14 protein-coding genes and 1 pseudogene are annotated in these 20,363 nt (G+C 52.0%); 11 read left to right on the forward strand and 4 right to left on the reverse strand.

Annotation, left to right across the window (positions count from 1 at the left end):
* Positions 1 to 144 precede the first annotated feature (144 nt).
* Positions 145 to 729, reverse strand: coding sequence for an LptA/OstA family protein (locus HBA93_RS01695; protein ID WP_502910011.1), 585 nt, complete (start codon positions 727 to 729; stop codon positions 145 to 147).
* A gap of 324 nt (positions 730 to 1,053) precedes the next feature.
* On the reverse strand, positions 1,054 to 1,644 hold the full coding sequence (lptC, locus tag HBA93_RS01700) for an LPS export ABC transporter periplasmic protein LptC (protein WP_286201693.1): 591 nt from the start codon (positions 1,642 to 1,644) through the stop codon (positions 1,054 to 1,056).
* 404 nt (positions 1,645 to 2,048) lie between these two features.
* On the opposite strand from lptC, the gene sppA reads away from it, so the two are divergent.
* The 8 genes from sppA to olsB all read left to right on the forward strand — a co-directional run bounded on the left by sppA (position 2,049) and on the right by olsB (position 9,679).
* The gene (sppA, locus tag HBA93_RS01705; RefSeq protein ID WP_122094056.1) at positions 2,049 to 3,026 is read left to right on the forward strand and encodes a signal peptide peptidase SppA; all 978 of its coding nucleotides are present in this window, start codon (positions 2,049 to 2,051) and stop codon (positions 3,024 to 3,026) included.
* Positions 3,027 to 3,403: 377 nt separating this feature from the next.
* The gene (locus HBA93_RS01710) at positions 3,404 to 3,691 is read left to right on the forward strand and encodes an integration host factor subunit beta (RefSeq protein WP_033315997.1); all 288 of its coding nucleotides are present in this window, start codon (positions 3,404 to 3,406) and stop codon (positions 3,689 to 3,691) included.
* A gap of 323 nt (positions 3,692 to 4,014) precedes the next feature.
* Positions 4,015 to 4,341, forward strand: coding sequence for a lipopolysaccharide assembly protein LapA domain-containing protein (locus HBA93_RS01715; protein WP_121991961.1), 327 nt, complete (start codon positions 4,015 to 4,017; stop codon positions 4,339 to 4,341).
* Positions 4,342 to 4,659: 318 nt separating this feature from the next.
* Positions 4,660 to 5,634: a bifunctional Delta(1)-pyrroline-2-carboxylate/Delta(1)-piperideine-2-carboxylate reductase gene (lhpI, locus tag HBA93_RS01720; RefSeq protein ID WP_122094057.1), complete on the forward strand. Its 975-nt coding sequence runs from the start codon at positions 4,660 to 4,662 to the stop codon at positions 5,632 to 5,634.
* A 184-nt stretch (positions 5,635 to 5,818) separates the two neighbouring features.
* Complete coding sequence (locus HBA93_RS01725; RefSeq protein ID WP_221722106.1) at positions 5,819 to 6,994, forward strand: RsmD family RNA methyltransferase; 1,176 nt, start codon at positions 5,819 to 5,821, stop codon at positions 6,992 to 6,994.
* Positions 6,991 to 7,854: a TrmH family RNA methyltransferase gene (locus HBA93_RS01730; RefSeq protein WP_221722107.1), complete on the forward strand. Its 864-nt coding sequence runs from the start codon at positions 6,991 to 6,993 to the stop codon at positions 7,852 to 7,854. Before HBA93_RS01725 ends, HBA93_RS01730 begins: the two co-directional genes overlap by 4 nt.
* Before the next feature lie 131 nt (positions 7,855 to 7,985).
* Positions 7,986 to 8,468, forward strand: a complete 483-nt coding sequence (gene lspA, locus HBA93_RS01735; RefSeq protein WP_022710695.1) for a signal peptidase II — start codon at positions 7,986 to 7,988, stop codon at positions 8,466 to 8,468.
* A gap of 341 nt (positions 8,469 to 8,809) precedes the next feature.
* The gene (gene olsB / locus HBA93_RS01740) at positions 8,810 to 9,679 is read left to right on the forward strand and encodes a l-ornithine N(alpha)-acyltransferase (protein WP_121992269.1); all 870 of its coding nucleotides are present in this window, start codon (positions 8,810 to 8,812) and stop codon (positions 9,677 to 9,679) included.
* Between the two features lie 38 nt (positions 9,680 to 9,717).
* Here the strand turns inward: olsB and HBA93_RS01745 are convergent, their stop codons facing one another.
* Positions 9,718 to 10,083: a VOC family protein gene (locus HBA93_RS01745; RefSeq protein WP_221722108.1), complete on the reverse strand. Its 366-nt coding sequence runs from the start codon at positions 10,081 to 10,083 to the stop codon at positions 9,718 to 9,720.
* Positions 10,084 to 10,103: 20 nt separating this feature from the next.
* Positions 10,104 to 12,770: pseudogene (gene mutS / locus HBA93_RS01750) on the reverse strand (DNA mismatch repair protein MutS); the annotation flags it as partial.
* A gap of 475 nt (positions 12,771 to 13,245) precedes the next feature.
* Here mutS and HBA93_RS01755 point away from each other — a divergent pair.
* From HBA93_RS01755 to murJ, 3 genes are all read left to right on the forward strand, one after another.
* Entirely contained in the window at positions 13,246 to 15,543 is a 2,298-nt protein-coding gene (locus HBA93_RS01755) for an NADP-dependent malic enzyme (protein WP_121991969.1), read from the forward strand.
* 143 nt (positions 15,544 to 15,686) lie between these two features.
* Entirely contained in the window at positions 15,687 to 18,506 is a 2,820-nt protein-coding gene (locus HBA93_RS01760; protein WP_221722110.1) for a [protein-PII] uridylyltransferase, read from the forward strand.
* A 109-nt stretch (positions 18,507 to 18,615) separates the two neighbouring features.
* Positions 18,616 to 20,205, forward strand: a complete 1,590-nt coding sequence (gene murJ / locus HBA93_RS01765) for a murein biosynthesis integral membrane protein MurJ (protein WP_221722111.1) — start codon at positions 18,616 to 18,618, stop codon at positions 20,203 to 20,205.
* The last annotated feature ends 158 nt before the right edge of the window (positions 20,206 to 20,363 follow it).

Genomic DNA, 20,363 nt, shown 5'->3' on the forward strand with positions numbered 1-20,363 from the left:
CATTATCGGGAGCATGATCAGTGTTGGCGTTTAAAGAGGACAATAGGAATCCAGACCAGTTATCAATGCCGGTGCCTGCATTTAAAGCACAAGCAAAATTAAATTTATCAGCTCAGATGCAGGTCAGGCCCGACCTGCGAACTTTTATTCAGCTTTTGGAGACAGGATAATAGAGACGCGGCCGGACTGTCCTTTACAGCTTTCCAGATAGGCTTTGCCTGTCTGGGTATTGGCAGTCAGCTTGCAACCGGAGGCAATATTATCACCGTCAGACAATACAACTTTCTGTCCGGTCAGTACCATTGTTTGTGCTTTAGCATCATAAGTACCTGCATCACCGGTTGCGACCTGTGTTCCGGATTTCAGATAGACTTTTCCGTCCACTTCAATCTTCTCAATGCCGCCGGCATCCAGACCAGCACCGCTCAGACCGCCAATACCGCCTTTAGCTTTATCAGCACCGGCTTTATCGCCGCCGTCTTTTGTCTTACCGGTATAAACCTGCATACGACCGGCGCGCAGAAGAATGTCGCCCTGCTTGACCGACACATTGCCGGTGAGAATGATAATGCCCTCTTTATCGCGCACTTCCATTTTACCGGCATCAATCGACACAGGATCTTTGCTGTCAGATAATTTTAATCCGTCAAGAGGAACGCCTTGCTGAGCCTGAGCAACTGAAAGACTCAAAGGCAATATCAGCAAGCCGGACATGAGAAGAGCGGCCATTTGCTTCACGCCTGTCAGGCGCAGCGCAGACTTGCCCGAAACTGTATTCTGTGAGCTTGTTTTCAGCTCGCTGCCTGCCTGTTGCCGCATCATATTCATTCCCTCGAAAATCACCCTTGTTATAAATCGCAAGTTTGAGAATTAAACAACAAACTTCTGAATATATTCTTGTCGCAGGATCATATGTCCGGCCGGAATATACGCAGGTTGCCATCATATTTATAACAGGCGTATTACTTATTGGTGTAAATCACTACCACACTCTGTTCAACAGCGAAACAAAGACTGCTTTATGCGAATAAGAGCAACTAAGCGATGCTGCAATCAGCTGCCCTTTTTCGCTGAGGAAGCGGTTTCCTTAACAGGCTCGATTGTCAGCTGCACCCGATCCTCAAAAACCATAACCTTGCCGCTTTCCTGAACCAGCATTTTATTCGCGCGGATATGTGCATTTTTTGTGCGGATATCAACCGGCTTGTCCGTCGACATCTCACCATTTGATACATTCACATTAGCAGACCCCAGCTTGGCTTCCATGCCATCGGTTGTCTTCACTGTGAAAGCATTATCAAACTGCAAATGGCCGTTATTGCTGTCATAAACACCCGACGAAGCATCAATCTCGGCACTGTCTTTATCACCCATGGGTAATTGCGCTTTGATTCCCTCCAGCGCCACCACACCACTCTGTTTGGCATCCTGCACGGCACGCACAGCAACCATGGAAAAAGCACGGTTATCCTTGGTATATCCTTTAAGCTGCGGGCCGGTCATCACCAGCTTGCCGCTTTCAGACGGATCAAGCTCAACTTTCACAGTTGAAGCAGGTGCTGCCAGAAATGTGTACCATGAGAAAACAGCCGCGACGGCGAGAGCAACAACCGGTAAGGCGGTTTTCAAAACGCGCACGCGCATGCTGTGTCTCTTCGCAGCGTGAAACACAGCGGTACTTTTATGTGACGCTCCGAAAACCATCTTATGGTCTGACACAGTCCAAAACTCCTGAAACCGGCAATTTGCCAGCTGCCTACACGTAAGGTATTAATATTTATCAGTGAAATGCACGACTATTCTGTACAGTGCGCTCAAATCGCTTTTTATTGTGGTATAAATGGGATGATACCGCGTCCAAAACAAGCTGCATTGCTGCAGTTGTTCGTTCCGGAGGTTTAATTCAGATCACTTTTAAATGAAATGACGTTAAAAAACCTGATAATACCATGCTCAGGTCTTTCCCGGATATTATCCCCGCTTCCAAAGTACACTCTGTTTATGCGACATATAGAGACTTCATATAAGCCCAAGAACGGACATATCTCATGACTTATACTGCCGATGCAGTGCTTGAACGTCGTCGAATTCGCCGTAAGCTGACTTTCTGGCGCGCCGTCACTTTGCTGCTTGTCGCGGCCATGATACTCTTCGCCGCGCTTTACATCAACGGCAGCAAGTCTTCCCGCAATGTGCCTCACATTGCAAAAATTTCCATCACCGGCACCATTTATAACAATGAAGAGCTTTTGAAACGTCTCAAAGATGTCGCAGAGAGCGATATGGTGAAAGGCGTCATTCTGGATATCAGCTCCCCCGGTGGTACCACGACCGGCGGCGAAGTGATTTATGATGCCGTGCGCAAAATCGCAGATAAGAAACCAGTCGTCTCACAGGTCGGCACACTGGCAGCATCAGCAGGATATATGATTGCTATCGCCTCTGATCATGTGATTGCCCACAAGACTTCAATGATCGGCTCAATTGGCGTGCTGTTTCAGTATCCTGATATCAGCGGTTTGCTGGACAAAGTCGGTGTAAAATTTGAAACAATCAAATCCAGTCCGCTGAAGGCCGAGCCGAATTTCTTCTCTCCGGCCAGCGAAGAAGCCAAGGCCATGATCGATAACACCGTCAAAGACACTTATGACTGGTTTGTCGGTCTGGTTAAAGAACGCCGCCCGATGATAACAGCCGACAAACTCCCTGCTTTGACCAACGGCTCTGTCTATACCGGCCGTCAGGCATTGCAGCACAAGCTGATTGACGCGATCGGCGATGAGGAAACCTCTGTTGCGTGGCTTGAGACCAAAGGCGTCGACAAAGAACTGCCGGTTATCGAATGGAAAGCTGAAAGCTCATCCTATAATGACCTGCTTTCCTCTGCTGCTATGAAATTATTGTTGCGGAACATGGGCTTGTCCGATCAAGCCGGTGCACTATTTGACGAACAGATCGGTCAGCGTATCTTCCTTGACGGCATGCTTTCAGTTTGGCACGGTAGCAACGGAGAAAAACCGCAATAAAGCATTTCCGGCAAAAGTCGAAACCGGTTTTGCATAAGGATAATGCGTAAAAACAAATAATGAGAGCTGTTTCAACGTTTCAGTCAGAACCGGAACCGCTCCAAGACCCGCAAAATGCGCTTAACGTTAAAGATAATGCGTGTTTTCAGATAGTTATGCTATGAAATATTAATAGCATAGACATATTATTCATACTAAGCTGCCTCTGTTCCGACGGGGGCAGCCCGCATACAGGTTCTGAAAGTATTCCTTTAGGGCGCATTCCCCGATCCTTATTTAAGGTGCGGGTCAGATGCGCAGTATATCAAAACCGGAAGCGCAGCGGCCAGTTACTAACGGCCGGATGAAGCGCTAATATTGCAGAGAGGTCGAACGCAGTGATTAAATCTGAACTCGTGCAGATCATCGCCAGCCGCAATCCGCATCTTTTCCAGCGCGACGTGGAAAATATTGTCGGTGCAGTTTTCGATGAAATTACTGAAGCTCTGGCGGAAGGAAACCGCGTAGAGCTCCGTGGCTTCGGCGCTTTTTCCGTGAAAAACCGCCCTGCCCGTAACGGACGCAACCCGCGCACGGGCGAATCGGTCGATGTTGAGGAAAAATGGGTTCCGTTCTTCAAAACCGGCAAAGAACTGCGTGATCGCCTCAATAACGGCCACGACTAGAGCATTTCACAGTCAAGTTGGATCAACTTGACGCCCGTGATAATGCGACCAAATAAAGACTCCAGAGCGAGCGCTATGATCCAATATGGACGTAAACCGCTCTAGAGCATAGTTTAAAGTGTCAGAGCGCGTTTGTGCGCCCGATGGGTGCGCGGCACTCTGATCCTTAAAAGCTGCATCGGCCACAGGTACCTGAAACGGATTCCAAAAGTGGAAATTTTCCGGATGCAGCGCCAAAATCAGCACTTTTGCTATCGGGCATATTTATGCCTGATAGCGCTTATATTTTGTGCAGTGCAGCCCGAGAATTACGGATATTAAACATGACCAACCGTTTTCTGACACTTGTCATTGCCTTGCCGCTTGCAGTGATTTTAATTGTACTGTCGGTCGCCAATCGCAGTGCAGTCAGCTTGACGCTTGATCCGTTCAATCCCGGCAATCCTGCTCTGACCTATACAGCGCCATTGTTTCTCTGGGTGCTGGGGGCTTTTCTTGTTGGTATTGTTACCGGCGGCCTGCTGATCTGGTTCACACAGGGACGGCACCGCAAGCTGGCACGCAAGCGCAAAGCAGAAGCCGACGCACTCCTGACCCGTGCCAAACAGGCAGAAGCCAAAAACCTGCCATCCGCATCCTCCCTGTCCTGATTGCATACACGCCCTTAAAGACAGACCTATATTATCAGGTTTTTTCATCAACTTCATACAGATCGACGCTTGTCTCCCACCCTCAGGCATGGGAACAATCTGTTGTTGTAAGAGCGAGTTTTTGCGCCCGATCTGGCGCAAGGCGCTCTAAAGCATGTCGCGGAAAAACGGGCACCGGTTTTCCGCTTACGACATGCGTAAAAACAAGGAGATAGAGCGGGCGTCGTGGATAGAATTAAATGCGCTACACTCTAATGGAAATAAATGTCCGCGCATTGCAGGAGACAATGGGCGGCATCATAAAAGGCCTGACAAATAATGCTTCATATTTCCGCTGCTGCCGTTGATGATCTGATGACCTGGCCGGAACTGGTCGATGCACTGGACAACGCCTTCCGTAACGGCATGATCCAACCTGTGCGCCATCACCATCCGGTTGAACGCCCTGAGGGCAGCCCGTCCATGTTGCTGCTGATGCCTGCATGGTCAGATTTCCATAAACTTGAGCATCAGTCGCAAGGCTATATGGGCGTCAAAATTGTCACCGTGTCACCGGACAACGGTCTGATCGACAAGCCTGCGGTTATGGGTGTGTACCTGCTGCTTGACGGCATTACCGGCGAACCGAAAGCCCTGATTGACGGCCAGAGCCTGACCCGCTGGCGCACGGCCGCAGCCTCCGCCCTTGCCGCCCGCTATCTGGCACGGGAAGATGCATCGCGTCTTGTCATTATGGGGGCCGGAGCGGTTTCTTCCAATCTCGTCCGTGCCCATAGTTCTGTGCGTCCGATTACCGATATTGCATTCTGCGTGCGCAATCCGAAACGGGCCGAAGCAACAATCAAAGAACTGCGTGATGAAGGCTATAATGCCTATATTGCTGAAGATCATATCGCAGCCATTCAGCAGGCGGATATTGTTGCCGCCGGTACTCTGGCAACCGAGCCACTGATTCACGGGAAACATTTGCGTCCCGGCACCCATGTGGATCTGGTTGGAGCTTTCACGCCGGATATGCGTGAAAGTGATGACGAAGCCGTGTTGCGCTCCCGTGTTTTTGTCGACACCAAAGACGGCGCTCTGAAAGAAGGCGGCGACATTACCCAGCCTTTGCGTGACGGCATTATCAAACCGGATCATATTCTCGGTGATCTGTTTGATCTGGCACGCGGAACAGTCAAAGGCCGCGTAAGCGATCAGGATATTACATTGTTTAAATCCGTTGGCGCAGCCATGGAAGACCTTGCCGCCGGCATTATGGTCTATGAAAAGAGCCAGAAACAACAAGGCTGATCCTGCCCGTTATTTTGCCCTGAAGAACCTCGGATATGGCGGCTTTTCGGGGCAAAGATGCATTTATAAGATATTTACGCTTAAATTCAGCTTTCCCAAAAGGCTGCCATGCTCTACGAAACAGAAAATATTGCACCATCTGATGGTATAGTATTTTGAGTTTAACAGTTTCGGAGCAAACAGGGTGAAACCTCCAAAAGGAAAAGCCGCCAAATCTCATAATGGTTCATCAGCGCGATCTGCGGGCAAACCGGCCGCACAGTCACGCGACAACCGTAAAGCGGTATCGGCTGCACCTTCGCAGGGTTTTAAAAAACCGCGCCCGAAATTTGCTAAAACCGAACAGAATGCTGCGGTTTTTGAAAATCCCGCACCGGCTGCACCGAAAAAAGTAACGGCTGAACCGGCTGTTGCCCAGCGCCCGCTGTTGAAACTGACAGGCGAACGACCACGGCAGAACCTGCCGGTTATTCTTGAGACCAGCCCGAGTGAAGATTACGCTCTGCTCGATAGCGGCAACAGTCTCAAACTTGAACAATACGGCCCTTACCGCATCATCCGCCCTGAGGCGCAGGCAATCTGGCAGCCTGCATGGCCGCAGAGCGATTGGGATAAAGCCGATGCGATCTTCACCGGCAATACCGATGAAGAAGGTATGGGACGCTGGCATTTTCCGAAACAGCAGCTGGGTGAAACCTGGCCGATGTCACTACAGGATGTGCGCTTTTTCGGCCGCTTCACCTCATTCCGTCATGTCGGCGTGTTTCCGGAGCAGGCAGCCCATTGGGCTTTCATGGCGCAACAGGTGCGCGATGCCCGTAAAAAACAGATCAACCGTTCCGTGCGCGTCCTCAACCTGTTCGGCTATACCGGCGTTGCCTCGCTGATTGCCGCCCATGCCGGTGCTGAAGTGACCCATGTCGATGCTTCCAAAAAAGCCATCAACTGGGCGCGTGAAAATCAGGCGCTGGCCGGTCTGGAAGACAAGCCGATCCGCTGGATCTGTGAAGACGCAACCAAATTTGTGGCGCGTGAAGAGCGTCGTGGCAATACTTATGACATCATTCTGCTCGACCCGCCCGCCTATGGCCGCGGTCCGAATGGCGAAGTCTGGCAGCTTTTTGATAATCTGCCGCAGATGGTTGATATGTGCCGCGCCATTCTCTCACCGGATGCTCTCAGCGTTGTGCTGACCGCCTATTCGATCCGTGCTTCGTTCTTTGCCATTCACGAACTGATGCGCGACCGCTTTACCGGTCGCGGCGGCGTGATTGAATCAGGCGAGCTGATCCTGCGTGAACGCTCTGCCGAACGCGCACTTTCCACTTCCATGTTCTCCCGCTGGATTGCCAATTCATGACCCAGAATAATGATTTTTCCCGCAAAGATACTCCGCGCACCGGTAGCGTCAAAGAAGTTACCAGCCTGACCAATCCGATCGTCAAAGACCTGCGTGCTTTGTCGATGAAGAAGTTCCGCGATCAGCAGGGCGTGTTTCTGGCTGAAGGTCTGAAACTGGTTATTGATGCGATTGATCAGGGCTGGCGCATCCGCACTCTGGTGTTTTCCAAAGCCGGTAAAGGCAACCCGCTGGTAGAAAAAGTGGCAGCCCGCACCAAAGCCGGTGGCGGTCTGGTTCTTGAAGCTTCAGAAAAAGTGATTGCGGCGATCACCCGCAAAGACAATCCGCAAATGGTTGCCGGTGTTTTTGATCAGCGTTTTGAAACACTGGATCATCTGCGCCCGCAGGGTAACGACACCTATATTGCTCTTGATCGTGTGCGCGATCCCGGCAATCTCGGCACCATCATCCGTACCGCTGATGCGGTTGGTGCCAAAGGTATTATTCTGATCGGTGACTGCACCGACCCTTATTCGATGGAAACCGTACGCGCGACCATGGGGTCGGTTTTTGCCGTGCCGCTCTACCGTGCCCGCCACGAGGAATTTATCAACTGGCGTAAATCCTATAAAGGCGTGCTGGTCGGTACACATCTCAAAGGCGCAGTTGATTATCGTACAATTCCTTACAACAAACAGCCGGTTGTACTGATGATGGGCAATGAGCAGCAGGGATTGCCTGATGATCTTGCTCAAATTTGCACACATTTGGCACGTATTCCTCAGGCTGGCCGTGCGGATTCGCTTAATCTTGCCATTGCCACAGGCGTCATGCTTTACGAAATCCGCCGTGACGCTCTGGTTCTGGATGATCGCTAAAGCATGTCGCAGCTAAATGGATTCATTTAGCGTTAGCGAACATGCGACAATAAAAAGAGTTTAGAGCGAGCGCTACGCATACACTTTAGCGAGACACGCTCTAAATAATGGCTGCAGGAGTTTAAGCCCCTATGTCCCAACGTGCCACTCTCTGGTCTGTTCTGATTATCGTTTTTGCTGTCACCTCAGACCAGTATATCAAGTTTCTGGTAGAGAGCGGCATGGACTATAATCAGCAGATTGATCTGCTGCCGTTTCTGGCGCTTTACCGCACCCATAATGAGGGCATCGCTTTCTCCATGCTGTCGTGGCTGCATGACGGCGGCCTGATAGCCATGACCGTTGCTGTCATCGGCTTTGTCTCCTATCTGTGGTGGACTACTGCGCCGGAACGGGTCATCAGTCGTATCGGCTTTGCGCTGATTATCGGCGGCGCATTGGGCAATCTCATCGACCGCAGTCTGCTCGGCTATGTGGTAGATTACATCCTGTTCCATCTGCCAAGCTGGTCATTCGCTGTCTTCAATATGGCCGATGTTTACATCTCTACCGGTGCCGGACTGATTATTCTCGATGAACTTGTGCAATGGAGAAAGTCCCGCTCTGCGGGTTGAGAGGAAAATGCCCCGCTCTGCGGGCTGAAACAGCTCAAAATTCTCATCAAATCCGGTCATTTCCCTGACAAAATCTCCGGCAAATCAATTTAAACGGATTTGCCGGCGGCTTTTTCACATGCTGCTATTCTTATACCTGTCAGTTTCACCGGCCTGACAAGACAATCTAAAAGGCATATGTCACATGCCTGACGCAGACATCCTCTATAAATACCGCAACTCAGAAACGTGGCTAAGCAGACAAAACATTCGCGAACAGTACTGAGACAGTCGAATCCGGCGGAGGATATATCTTGCCACAGGCTCTTGGAATTTTTTCACAAACCGCGCATGATGCAGGTATGAAGCAGACACCACCAGATACGCTTGAAATAGGCGCCATTTTAGCTGATGCCGGTTTTTCTTCACTGACCGGCCAAATACTGGGGCGTATGGGCAGTCTTATTGTGCGGATTGCAGACAATCCGGACACGATCCGCATTGCGCAAAAATTACGCTACGACGTTTTTTACACCGAACTCGGTGCGCAAAAATCTCAGAATACCATCCTCGAAGAGCGCGACAGCGACCATTATGATGCGATCTGTGATCATCTGGTAGTTTATGATACATCAATTTCCGGTGGTGAGGCAGAGCAGCTTGTCGGTACATACCGCCTGATGCGCAGTGATATGATCACAGAAGGCCGCTCATTCTATTCTGCCGGTGAATATGAAATCACCAGGCTGACCGCACGTAAACCGCATTTGCAATTTCTTGAGCTCGGCCGCTCCTGCGTCAAGCCGGAATACCGCTCCAAACGTACGGTTGAACTCTTGTGGCAAGGCATCTGGTCCTATTGCCGTCAGCACAGAATTGAAGTGATGTTCGGCTGCGCCTCTTTCCACGGCACAGTGCCGGAAGCGCATGCTGTGCCGCTGTCCTTCCTGCAGCACAATTGCCGCGCCGATGCGGAATGGGATGTGCGTGCGCTTGAGCAGCATTACCGCTCAATGGACATTGTTCCGCAGGAAGCCATTAATCCGAAAGTGGCGCTGTTTTCCATGCCGCCACTGATCAAAGGCTATTTGCGCCTTGGTGCAATGATCGGTGATGGTGCCGTAGTTGACCATCAGTTTGGCACAACCGATGTGCTGATTATTCTGCCGGTCGAGCGCATTTCCAGTCGCTACATCAATTATTACGGTGCTGAAGCGGACCGTTTCGTGTGATCAGATAAAAACAAAAAGACCGGTAATACCGGTCTTTTTTATGCCTGATGCGATAAGATATTTATGACATATCCGAGCGGGTCGCGAACATAAAAACGCTGCACGCCCCACGGTTCTTCTGTAAGCGGATAGGTAATCTCATATCCTGCTGCCTGTGCACGATGATAAACTTCATCCAGATTATCGACCTCAATGGACAGACGGGGCACGTCCGTTCCGCCGCCGCCCTCTGTCGCTAAACTGAGTTGCTGAACAGGCCTGTTTTCTGCGGTTGCTCCGGCAGCCAGCGTCACTATCCAGCCGTGATCCATAATCACATCCAGCCCCAGCAATTCCTCATAAAAGATCCGCGCAGCCTGAAGATCAGAGCCTGCCAGATTAGCCACGATCCTCAGAACTGCCATATAAACTCTCCTGCCAAAGTTTAACTTTTAACCGACAATTGTTTCAGGCGATACAACGCTTCCAGTGCCTCACGCGGCGTCAGATCATCAGGGTTAATGTCCTGTACTGCATTCAGCAATGCATTGTCCTGTACGGGCTTTGCTACCTCGCGCGGTTTGGCTACAACAGCGAAAAGCGGCAGATCATCAATGATCTTTTCAGCTTTACCTGAGGTTTCCCCCTCCTCTAAGCGATGCAGCACATCACGCGCCCGCTCAACCACCGCATCCGGCAGACCGGCAAGACGGGCAACCTGCACACCATAGGAGCGATCAGCAGCGCCTTTGGCCACCTCATGCAGGAACACGACATCGCCTTCCCATTCTTTCACCCGCATAGTGACATTACCCAACCGTGCCAGTTTCTCTGACAAAGCGGTCATTTCATGGAAATGCGTGGCGAATAATGCGCGACAGCGGTTTTTCTCATGCAGATATTCCACACTCGCCCAGGCAATCGACAGGCCGTCAAAGGTTGCAGTACCACGGCCAATCTCATCGAGAATAACCAATGAGCGCTCACCGGCGAGATTGAGAATAGCGGCGGTTTCAACCATTTCCACCATGAAAGTGGAACGGCCGCGCGCCAGATCATCCGATGCACCGACACGGCTGAACAGACGATCAACAATCCCGATATGCGCAGATGTCGCCGGAACATAGGAGCCCATCTGAGCGAGAATGGCAATCAATGCATTCTGGCGCAGGAAGGTCGATTTACCGCCCATATTCGGACCGGTCAAAAGCCAGATCGCGCCAAATTTCTGATCGCCTTCTGGTGACAAATCGCAATCATTGGCCACAAACGGATTAGCGGCCTGCTTTTTCAATGCCTGCTCAACCACAGGATGACGGCCGCCATCAATGGCAAAATTCAGACTATTATCGACTTTCGGGCGGCAATAGCCCTGGTCATCCGCCAACACACTCAGTGCTGCCGACACGTCCATAACACCAAGAGCTGCAGCACCGGCGCGGATAGCATCAGCATTTTCCACTGTGTGACGGATCAGTTCTTCGAAAATCGCCAGTTCAATCGACAGCGCACGATCAGCGGCATTGGCAATTTTGGTTTCAAGTTCCGCCAGTTCCGTGGTGGTAAAGCGCATGGCGCTTGCCATAGTCTGACGATGGATAAACCGTGCTTTGGCTTCATCTGTATCCGTCAGTGCACCGGCATTATTGGCAGTCACTTCGATGAAATAACCAAGCACATTATTATGCTTGATCTTAAGCGATTTAACGCCCGTCTCCTCCATGTAATCAGCCTGAAGTCCGGCGATAACGCGGCGCGACTGATCGCGCAGACTACGCATTTCATCCAGCTCTGCATGATAGCCCGTGCGGATAAAACCGCCGTCACGTTTCAGCAATGGCAGTTCTTCCGCCAAAGTCTGATCCAACAATTGCGCATAATCTTCCGGCAAAGTGAGAATAGCGTGGCAGGCCTGCGCCAGTTCCGCCGGCAAATCTTTGCCTTGAAACAGCTGACGCACCAGATGTGCCGCCTGAAAACCGGCATGCAATGCACCAAGATCACGCGGGCCACCGCGCCCCACGGCAAGGCGAGACAAAGCACGCGGCATATCCGGCACTCCGCGCAAAGCGGCACGCAGCCCCTGTGCCAGCGATGTTTCACTTAGGAAAAACGCAACGGAATCCTGCCTTGCAGCAATCTGTTCCGGATCGGTCAGCGGGGCTGTCAGTCGCTCGGCCAGCAAACGTGCACCGGCACCGGTGACTGTGCGGTCAACGGCCTTGAGCAGCGAGCCTTCACGATTGCCGGAAAGTGTGCGCATCAGTTCCAGATTGGCGCGGGTTGCCGGATCAATAAACAGCGACGAACCATCCGTCTCACGTTCAGGACGCATCAGCGGCGGGCGTTCAGCAATCTGGGTTTTCTCAAGATAGGCAATAGCACCGGAAATGGCTGAAAGTTCAGTGCGGTTGAATTCGCCGAAACCATCCAAAGTTGCCACACCATAATAGCGCTTGATGCGTTCTTCTGCGGTCGAACTTTCAAACAGGCTCGGATGCTGCGGCATCACCACACGCCCGAGCAGATCCAGCACCGGACGGATGTGCGGGTCCTGAAAAGCTGTCTCCGGCACAATCAGTTCGCTCGGATCAACGCGCATAATATCGGCATAGAGTTTTTCCGGTGCGGTTTCCGTCATACGGAACTGACCGGTGGAAATATCAATCCATGCCAGTGCCAGCCTGCCCTCTTCCGCACCACGCACACGGCCGAGGATCATCAGGAAGTTAGCTCGTGCCGGATCGAGCAGCTTTTCTTCCGTAATCGTGCCGGGTGTGACCAGACGGATCACATCACGTTTGACCACCGATTTGGAGCCACGCTTTTTCGCTTCCGCCGGATCTTCCACCTGTTCACAAACCGCAACACGAAAGCCCTTACCGATCAGACGCTGCAGATAATCATCGGCAGTATGCACCGGAACACCACACATCGGAATATCTTCACCCAGATGTTTGCCGCGTTTTGTCAGCGTGATCCCCAGAGCCTCTGATGCCTCAATCGCATCATTGAAAAACAGCTCGTAAAAATCGCCCATACGATAGAACAACAGGCTGTCGGGATAGGCAGCCTTGATCTCGATATATTGTTCCATCATCGGTGTCGGACGCGCATTTAGCCCTGCATCATAGGTGCTCTGTGGCTCATCAGCGAGTTCAGATGTCGTCGGGGCTTTTTCATGCTGCGTCATAGGGAATACACACGTTCCTGAAATAATTTTTCAATATTCTGCGCGAGCATTTCCGGTTTTGATTAAACCAATAGGAAATGCTCTGCCATTTTGTTTTCCGCATATCTTGTTCCGAAAACCGCTTCGCACTTTTACGCGTACGCTTCAGTTTAGAACCTTGTGCAAAGCCCTGTGAAGCAGCCAGTTGCTTATATCCCCGTGATTTTCACCGGAATGCAGAGATTATACGAATATTGTCTTTAAACATCGGAATCTTTTCAAATATTGCGCTACCCAAACAGAGTGACTTGAGATAAACACACTGCCCAACCATCCGAAAGGATGTTTCAATATATTATGGCCGTTTACGCTTGCAGAAGCTGATAACCGCCCCGCAGTAAGATCGGAGAGGTCAATGACCAGCGATAAGACCGCCCAGAAGCCGCATACAGGAAAGGGCCCGTCCCTGACTGAACAGGAAGCGCTGGATTTCCATTCCCGCGGACGTCCGGGCAAACTGGAAATTACCCCGACCAAACCAATGGCAACACAACGCGATCTGTCGCTGGCTTATTCTCCGGGTGTGGCTGTACCGGTGAAAGCAATCGCGGAAGATCCGGCCAAAGCCTATGACTATACATCGAAGGGTAATATGGTTGCGGTGATCTCCAACGGCACCGCCATTCTGGGTCTCGGCAATCTCGGTGCACTGGCCTCCAAGCCGGTGATGGAAGGCAAATCCGTGCTGTTCAAGCGCTTTGCCGACGTGGATTCCATTGATCTGGAAGTCGATACCACAGATGTGGAAGAATTCATCAATTCCGTCCGTTATCTCGGCCCGAGCTTCGGCGGCATCAATCTGGAAGACATCAAGGCGCCTGAGTGCTTTGTCATCGAAAGCCGCCTGCGCGAACTGATGAATATTCCGGTTTTCCACGATGATCAGCACGGCACTGCAATCATTGCCGCTGCCGGTATGCTCAATGCCCTGCACCTTACCGGCCGCGACCTGAAGGCCACGAAAATGGTTTGCAACGGTGCTGGTGCTGCGGGTATTGCCTGTATCGAACTGGTCAAAGCCATGGGCTTTGCGTCAGAAAATGTAACGCTGTGCGACACGAAAGGCGTGGTCTGGCAGGGTCGTACTGAGGGTATGAACCAGTGGAAATCCGCCCATGCGGTCAAGACTGACAAGCGCACACTGGCGGAAGCCATGGAAGGCGCGGATATTTTCTTCGGTGTTTCTGCCAAAGGCGCACTGACAGAAGATATGGTTCGCTCCATGGCAGATAACCCGATTATCTTTGCTATGGCTAATCCTGATCCGGAAATTACACCGGAAGAAGTGGCAGCCATCCGCTCCGATGCGATTGTTGCCACCGGTCGCTCTGACTATCCGAACCAGGTCAACAACGTCCTCGGTTTCCCGTATATTTTCCGCGGTGCGCTCGATGTTCGCGCCACAACCATCAATGATGCGATGAAAGTTGCTGCGGCCAATGCGCTGGCAGAACTGGCACGTACCGATGTACCGGATGATGTGGCTGCCGCCTATCAGGGCAACCGTCCGCGCTTCGGTCCGAATTACATCATTCCGGTGCCGTTTGATCCGCGTCTGCTCTCCACAATTCCGGTAGCCGTTGCCAAAGCCGCAATGGACAGCGGTGTTGCCGGTAAGCCGATTGAAGATCTGGATGCCTATGCACGCTCGCTGGCTGCCCGCCGCGATCCGATCGCCTCGGCCATGACCGGCATTTATGACCGTATCCGCCGTCATACCAAACGTGTGATTTTTGCCGAAGGTGAAGAGCCGCAAATCATCCGTGCAGCCGTTTCCTTCACATCTCAGGGTTTGGGCAAAGCCATTCTGCTCGGCCGCGAAGACCGCATTCGTGAGACAGCTGAACAGGCCGGTATCGACCTTGGCAAACTGGGCATCGAAATCACCAATGCCCGCCTGTCAAAGCGTACCTCGGAATATGCCGATTATCTTTATGAGAAGCTGCAGCGTAAAGGCTATTTGTTCCGCGACTGCCAGCGCATGATCAACAATGACCGCAATCATTTTGCCGCCTGCATGGTCGCAATGGGCGATGCGGATGGCATGGTTACCGGCGTAACCCGCAATTATGCCACCAGCATTGAAGATGTGCGTCGTGTGATTGATGTGAAACCGGGTCACCGTATGATCGGTGTGTCGCTCGCACTGTGCCGCGGCCGTACCGTTTTCATCGCCGATACCGCGGTGCATGAGCAGCCGACAGCGGAAGAGCTGGCGGATATTGCCGTGGAAGCCGCCAATGTAGCACGCCGCATGGGCTATGTGCCGCGCGTTGCCATGCTGGCTTATTCCACCTTCGGCCATATGTCCGGCGCACGCTCGGAGAATATTCAGGAAGCCGTGCGTATTCTCGAAAAACGCCATGTTGACTTTGAATTTGACGGTGAGATGAGTGCCGATGTTGCTCTTAACGGCAAGCTGATGGAATCCTATCCGTTCACCCGCCTGACAGGCCCTGCCAATGTGCTGGTGATGCCGGATTATCATGCGGCTTCCATTGCCGCTGATATGTTGCAGGAACTGGGCGGAGCCACACTGATCGGCCCGCTTCTGACCGGTCTGGACAAAGCCGTACAGATCGTGCCGCTAAGCGCCAAGGATTCTGATATTGCCAATATGGCAGCCTTTGCCGCCTATGGAGCAACCAACTGATTATTTCAGCACCCGAACTCAAAAGGCCGGAGCAATCTCCGGCCTTTCTTGTTTCCGGCATAATCTGTGGTTACGGTTGCGCTCACCTGTAAACCATGCTCAATTTTCTGCATTGTAACTTTGCCATTACGGAACCATGATCCATGCGCTTGTCCGATCTTCATCTTGACCGCATCATTGACAGGCAGGCGCTTGCCGCCGCTCTCACAGAGATCGTCAATGCAGATGCAAGCAAAGATCAGACACGCAATCAGGTTCTGAAAACGCTTAAAAACGCATGGAAAGACGGTAAAGCCCGCGCCGAAATCATGCTACTGGAAGACGGCGGCGGCATTGCCTGCGCCCGACGGCTCAGCGGTCTGATGGATCAGCTGATTATCGCGCTCCATGACTTCACTGTTGAGCATATCTATCCGGCAATTAACCCGTCAAAAGCGGAAAACCTTGCCATTATAGCGGTTGGCGGATACGGACGCGGCGGTCTGGCACCGGGTTCTGATATCGATTTGCTGTTTCTGCTGCCCTATAAGCAGACGCCATGGGGCGAGCAGGTCGTGGAATATGTGCTCTATATGCTCTGGGATATGGGGCTGAAAGTCGGGCACTCCACGCGCAATATTGATGATGCTATCCGCCTGTCGCGCGAGGATATGACCATCCGCACCTCATTACTGGAGGCGCGGTTTCTAACCGGCAGCCATGCGCTTTTCAACGAACTTACCGCCCGTTTTGATCAGGAGATCGTCGCCGACAGTGGTGCGGAGTTTGTGCAGGCCAAGCTGATTGAGCGCGATATCCGCCACAAAAAAGCGGGTTCAACGCGCTATCTGGTCGAACCGAATGTTAAAGAGAGCAAAGGTGGTCAGCGCGACCTGCAAACCCTGTTCTGGATTGCCAAATATATCTACCGTGTTCATTCTACGGAAGAGCTGATCAAGCGTGGCGTTTTCTCCCGCAGCGAAGCAAAACTGTTCAGCAAAGCCGATGATTTTCTCTGGGCGGTGCGCTGCCATATGCATTTTCTCTATGGCAAGGCGGAAGAGCGCCTGTCCTTCGATATTCAGCGCGAGATCGCCACCCGCCTCGGCTACACGGATCATCCGGGACAGACCGGTGTTGAACGCTTCATGAAGCATTATTTTCTGGTGGCCAAGGATGTAGGTGATCTGACCCGCATTATCAGTGCCGCACTGGAAGAAGAGCAATTCAAAGAAACACCGGGCACCGGCCAGATCTATTCCACGCTGACGCGGAAAAAGCGCAAAATTACCGGCAGCACAGATTTTATTCTCGACCATAACCGCATCAATATTGCCGATGATGAGGTGTTTCAGCGCGATCCGGTTAATCTGATCCGGCTGTTTTATCTGGCAGATAAACACGGGCTGCAATATCACCCGCATGTCATTCAGCGTGTCAGCCGCTCACTGAAACTGATCAAAAGCGATGTGCGCAATGACAAGGAGGCCAACAGGCTGTTTCTGGAAATTGTTGCGTCGCCCCGCACACCCGAACGCACATTACGCCGAATGAATGAATCCGGTGTGCTCGGGCAGTTCATTCCTGATTTTGGCAAGATCGTCGCGATGATGCAGTTCAATATGTATCATCATTATACGGTTGATGAACATTTGCTGCGCTGCATTGCCATCATGTCTGAGATTGAACATGAGACGCTGAAGAACGAGCATCCGCTTGCTCACAGCCTGTTGCCGACACTGAAAAATGACCGGCATCTGCTCTATGTGACCTTGCTGTTGCACGATATCGCCAAAGGCAGGCCGGAGGATCACTCCATCGCCGGAGCCAAAATCGCCCGTAAATTATGCCCGCGTTTCGGGCTTAATCCGTCAGAGACAGAACTGGTGGCATGGCTGGTGCAGGAACATCTGACCATGAGCAAGGTTGCGCAATCGCGCGATCTCAATGACCGCAAAACTATTGCCGATTTTGCCGCTATTGTGCAGACGACCGAGCGGCTGAAGCTGTTGTTGCTGATCACTATCTGCGATATTAAAGCGGTCGGCCCCGGTGTCTGGAACGGCTGGAAAGGCCAGTTGCTGCGCACACTTTATCATGAAACAGAATTACTGCTGACCGGCGGTTTCTCGGAAGTGAGCCAGACCGAGCGCAGCAATCAGGCGCGCGCCCAACTGGCTGAACAGCTCGGTGACTGGCCGGAAGACAAGCGGAGATCCGTGCTGTCCCTGCATTATGATAATTACATGCTGACCGTGCCGCAGGAAGATCAGAAGCGCCATGCCGATTTCATCCGTGCCAGCGATGAAGCAGGTAAAATCCTCAATGTTCTGGCACGACCACATGAATTTGAAGCTGTAACCGAACTGACAATTCTGTCGCCCGACCATCCGCGCCTGCTGTCAATTATTGCCGGTGCCTGTGCGGCCGCCGGTGCCAATATTGTTGATGCGCAAATTTTCACCACCACCGACGGGCGGGCACTGGACATCATCCTGATCAGCCGCGAATTTGATACCAATGATGATGAAATGCGCCGCGCTGCACGTGTCGGCCAGTTGATTGAAGATGTGCTGACCGGCAAAACCCACTTGCCTGAGGTGCTGGCAAGACGGGCAAAAGCACGCCGCTCCGCCCGTGCCTTCCATGTCACGCCACGCGTGCATATCAATAATACACTTTCGGAAAAATTCACTGTGATTGAGGTCAAAGGTCTCGATCGTACCGGCCTGCTGTCAGAAATTACCAATGCAATTTCCGATCTTTCGCTCAATATTGCTTCGGCTCATATTACGACATTCGGGGAGAAGGTGATTGATACTTTCTATGTTACCGGTCTCGACGGACAAAAAATCACGAGTACGACCAAACAGGCAAATATCCAGAAACGCCTCCTCAGCTTGTTTGACAAGAGCGGGAGTGATAGCAGAGCGTCAGATAATAAAAACGGCGATCTGAAAAAATTGCGCGAAACGGCAGGTTAGAGCGACCTTTGTGTGCCAAGTCTGGCACACGGCGCTCTAGTCCGGCTTGCGTCTTTTTTAAGATTTTCCGCTATATCTGTCTGTCACTCCCTATCAACGAGATGAATTCATGAGCCTGCTGAAAAAATTCGCAACTGTTGCTTCCGGCACGCTGATGAGCAGAATCTTCGGCTTTACCCGTGAAATGCTGATGGCAGCTTTTCTCGGTACCGGCCCTGTTGCGGATGCTTTCAACACCGCCTTCCGCTTCCCGAATACCTTCCGCCGATTGTTTGCTGAAGGTGCATTCAATGCTGCCTTCGTGCCGCTCTTTGCCAAAGAGATCGAGCAAAATGGTATGGATGGTGCCAAGCGCTTTTCTGAAGAAGTTTTCGGCGTGTTGTTCACTATTCTTCTCGGCCTGACCATTGCTATGGAGCTTTCCATGCCGTTTCTGGTCAGCACCGTGATTGCACCGGGCTTCACCAGTGATCCGGTCAAGTTTGAGAATACGGTCAACCTAGCGATGATCATGTTTCCCTATCTCGCCTGTATGTCGCTGGCGGCAATGATGGGCGGTATGCTCAACAGTCTGCATAAATATTTTGCAGCAGCCATCGCACCGGTTTTCCTGAATTTCATTCTGATCGGTGCGCTGTTGCTGGCATGGGTACAAAATTACGACCCGCTGCAGATCGGCTATGCCTTGTCCTGGGGTGTGATGGCGGCGGGTATAGTGCAACTGGGCATTGTCTGGTTTGCCGTGCGCCGTGCCGGTATTAAAATCGGCTTCCGCCGCCCCAAATTGACGCCCAACGTCCGCCGCCTGCTCGTGCTGGCGCTTCCCGCCGCAATTACCGGCGGCATCACCCAGATCAATCTGCTGATCAATACCAACATTGCGTCCAGCTCGGACGGTGCGGTGTCTTCCCTCGTCTATGCTGACCGCTTCTATCAGTTACCGCTCGGTGTGGTCGGCATTGCTGTTGCAACCGTTCTGCTGCCGGAATTGTCGCGTGCCTTACGCGGCGGTAATATGCAGGAAGCCGGAAATCTGCAAAACCGCTCAGTTGAATTCACATTATTTCTGACCCTGCCTGCAGCTGCCGCTCTGCTGGTTTTCTCCGAACCGCTTGTGCGCCTGCTCTTTGAGCGTGGAAAATTCGGCCCTGAATCCACATTGATTGTTTCGCAAATTCTCGCAGTGTATGGTCTCGGCCTGCCAGCCTTTGTGCTGATTAAAGCCTTTATTCCGGGCTTTTTTGCCCGCGAAGATACCCGCACGCCGATGATTTTCGCCGGTATTTCGGTGGTGGTGAATGTGACACTGGCACTGACATTGTTCCCGCGTCTCGGTCCCACAGGCATTGCCACGGCGGAAATAACAGCGGGCTGGGTCAATGCCATTCTGCTGCTGTCCGTGCTGATCTGGCGCAAACATTGGGATTATGATGCCGGTCTCATCCGCCGTATTCCGCGCCTGATTATCGCAGCAAGCATCATGGCTGCAGCCTTATATTTTGCTTCCCAGTATTTTGAAACCTATTTGAGCAGACAGGCCGGATTACTGGTGCAGGCAACAACGCTCGGCCTGCTCGTAACCGGCAGTATGCTGGTTTATTTTGCTACGGTTTTTGCCATTGGCGGTGCCAGCCTCTCCGCCCTGAAAGGTAATATGCGCCGCCGTAAAAAAGCCGTTACGGCTAAAACAGATCAATAAATTGCACTTGATTGCTTTTCAGCACTCTGGCAGTAATGACACGTCCGGAAGACAGGATTACACGCCTGCCTTCCGGATATTTTTTATGAGACTTTTAGCCAAGACTGGCAGCATGCGTCCAAACCACATATGCCAGCCTTAAAAGCAACCCCAGAGCA

Origin of the sequence: Ochrobactrum sp. SFR4 (assembly GCF_019730395.1) — a bacterium.
In the GTDB taxonomy this organism is placed as follows: domain Bacteria; phylum Pseudomonadota; class Alphaproteobacteria; order Rhizobiales; family Rhizobiaceae; genus Pseudochrobactrum.

Bases quoted from the DNA above. Each gene is read 5' to 3' on its own strand.
- murJ (WP_221722111.1), top strand. From the start codon at position 18,616: ATGAGCCTGCTGAAAAAATTCGCAACTGTTGCTTCCGGCACGCTGATG.
- HBA93_RS01695 (WP_502910011.1), bottom strand. From the start codon at position 729: ATGGCCGCTCTTCTCATGTCCGGCTTGCTGATATTGCCTTTGAGTCTT.
- HBA93_RS01730 (WP_221722107.1), top strand. From the start codon at position 6,991: ATGACCCAGAATAATGATTTTTCCCGCAAAGATACTCCGCGCACCGGT.
- HBA93_RS01755 (WP_121991969.1), top strand. From the start codon at position 13,246: ATGACCAGCGATAAGACCGCCCAGAAGCCGCATACAGGAAAGGGCCCG.
- lspA (WP_022710695.1), top strand. From the start codon at position 7,986: ATGTCCCAACGTGCCACTCTCTGGTCTGTTCTGATTATCGTTTTTGCT.
- sppA (WP_122094056.1), top strand. From the start codon at position 2,049: ATGACTTATACTGCCGATGCAGTGCTTGAACGTCGTCGAATTCGCCGT.
- lptC (WP_286201693.1), bottom strand. From the start codon at position 1,644: ATGCGCGTGCGCGTTTTGAAAACCGCCTTACCGGTTGTTGCTCTCGCC.
- HBA93_RS01715 (WP_121991961.1), top strand. From the start codon at position 4,015: ATGACCAACCGTTTTCTGACACTTGTCATTGCCTTGCCGCTTGCAGTG.
- olsB (WP_121992269.1), top strand. From the start codon at position 8,810: ATGAAGCAGACACCACCAGATACGCTTGAAATAGGCGCCATTTTAGCT.
- HBA93_RS01760 (WP_221722110.1), top strand. From the start codon at position 15,687: ATGCGCTTGTCCGATCTTCATCTTGACCGCATCATTGACAGGCAGGCG.
- HBA93_RS01745 (WP_221722108.1), bottom strand. From the start codon at position 10,083: ATGGCAGTTCTGAGGATCGTGGCTAATCTGGCAGGCTCTGATCTTCAG.
- lhpI (WP_122094057.1), top strand. From the start codon at position 4,660: ATGCTTCATATTTCCGCTGCTGCCGTTGATGATCTGATGACCTGGCCG.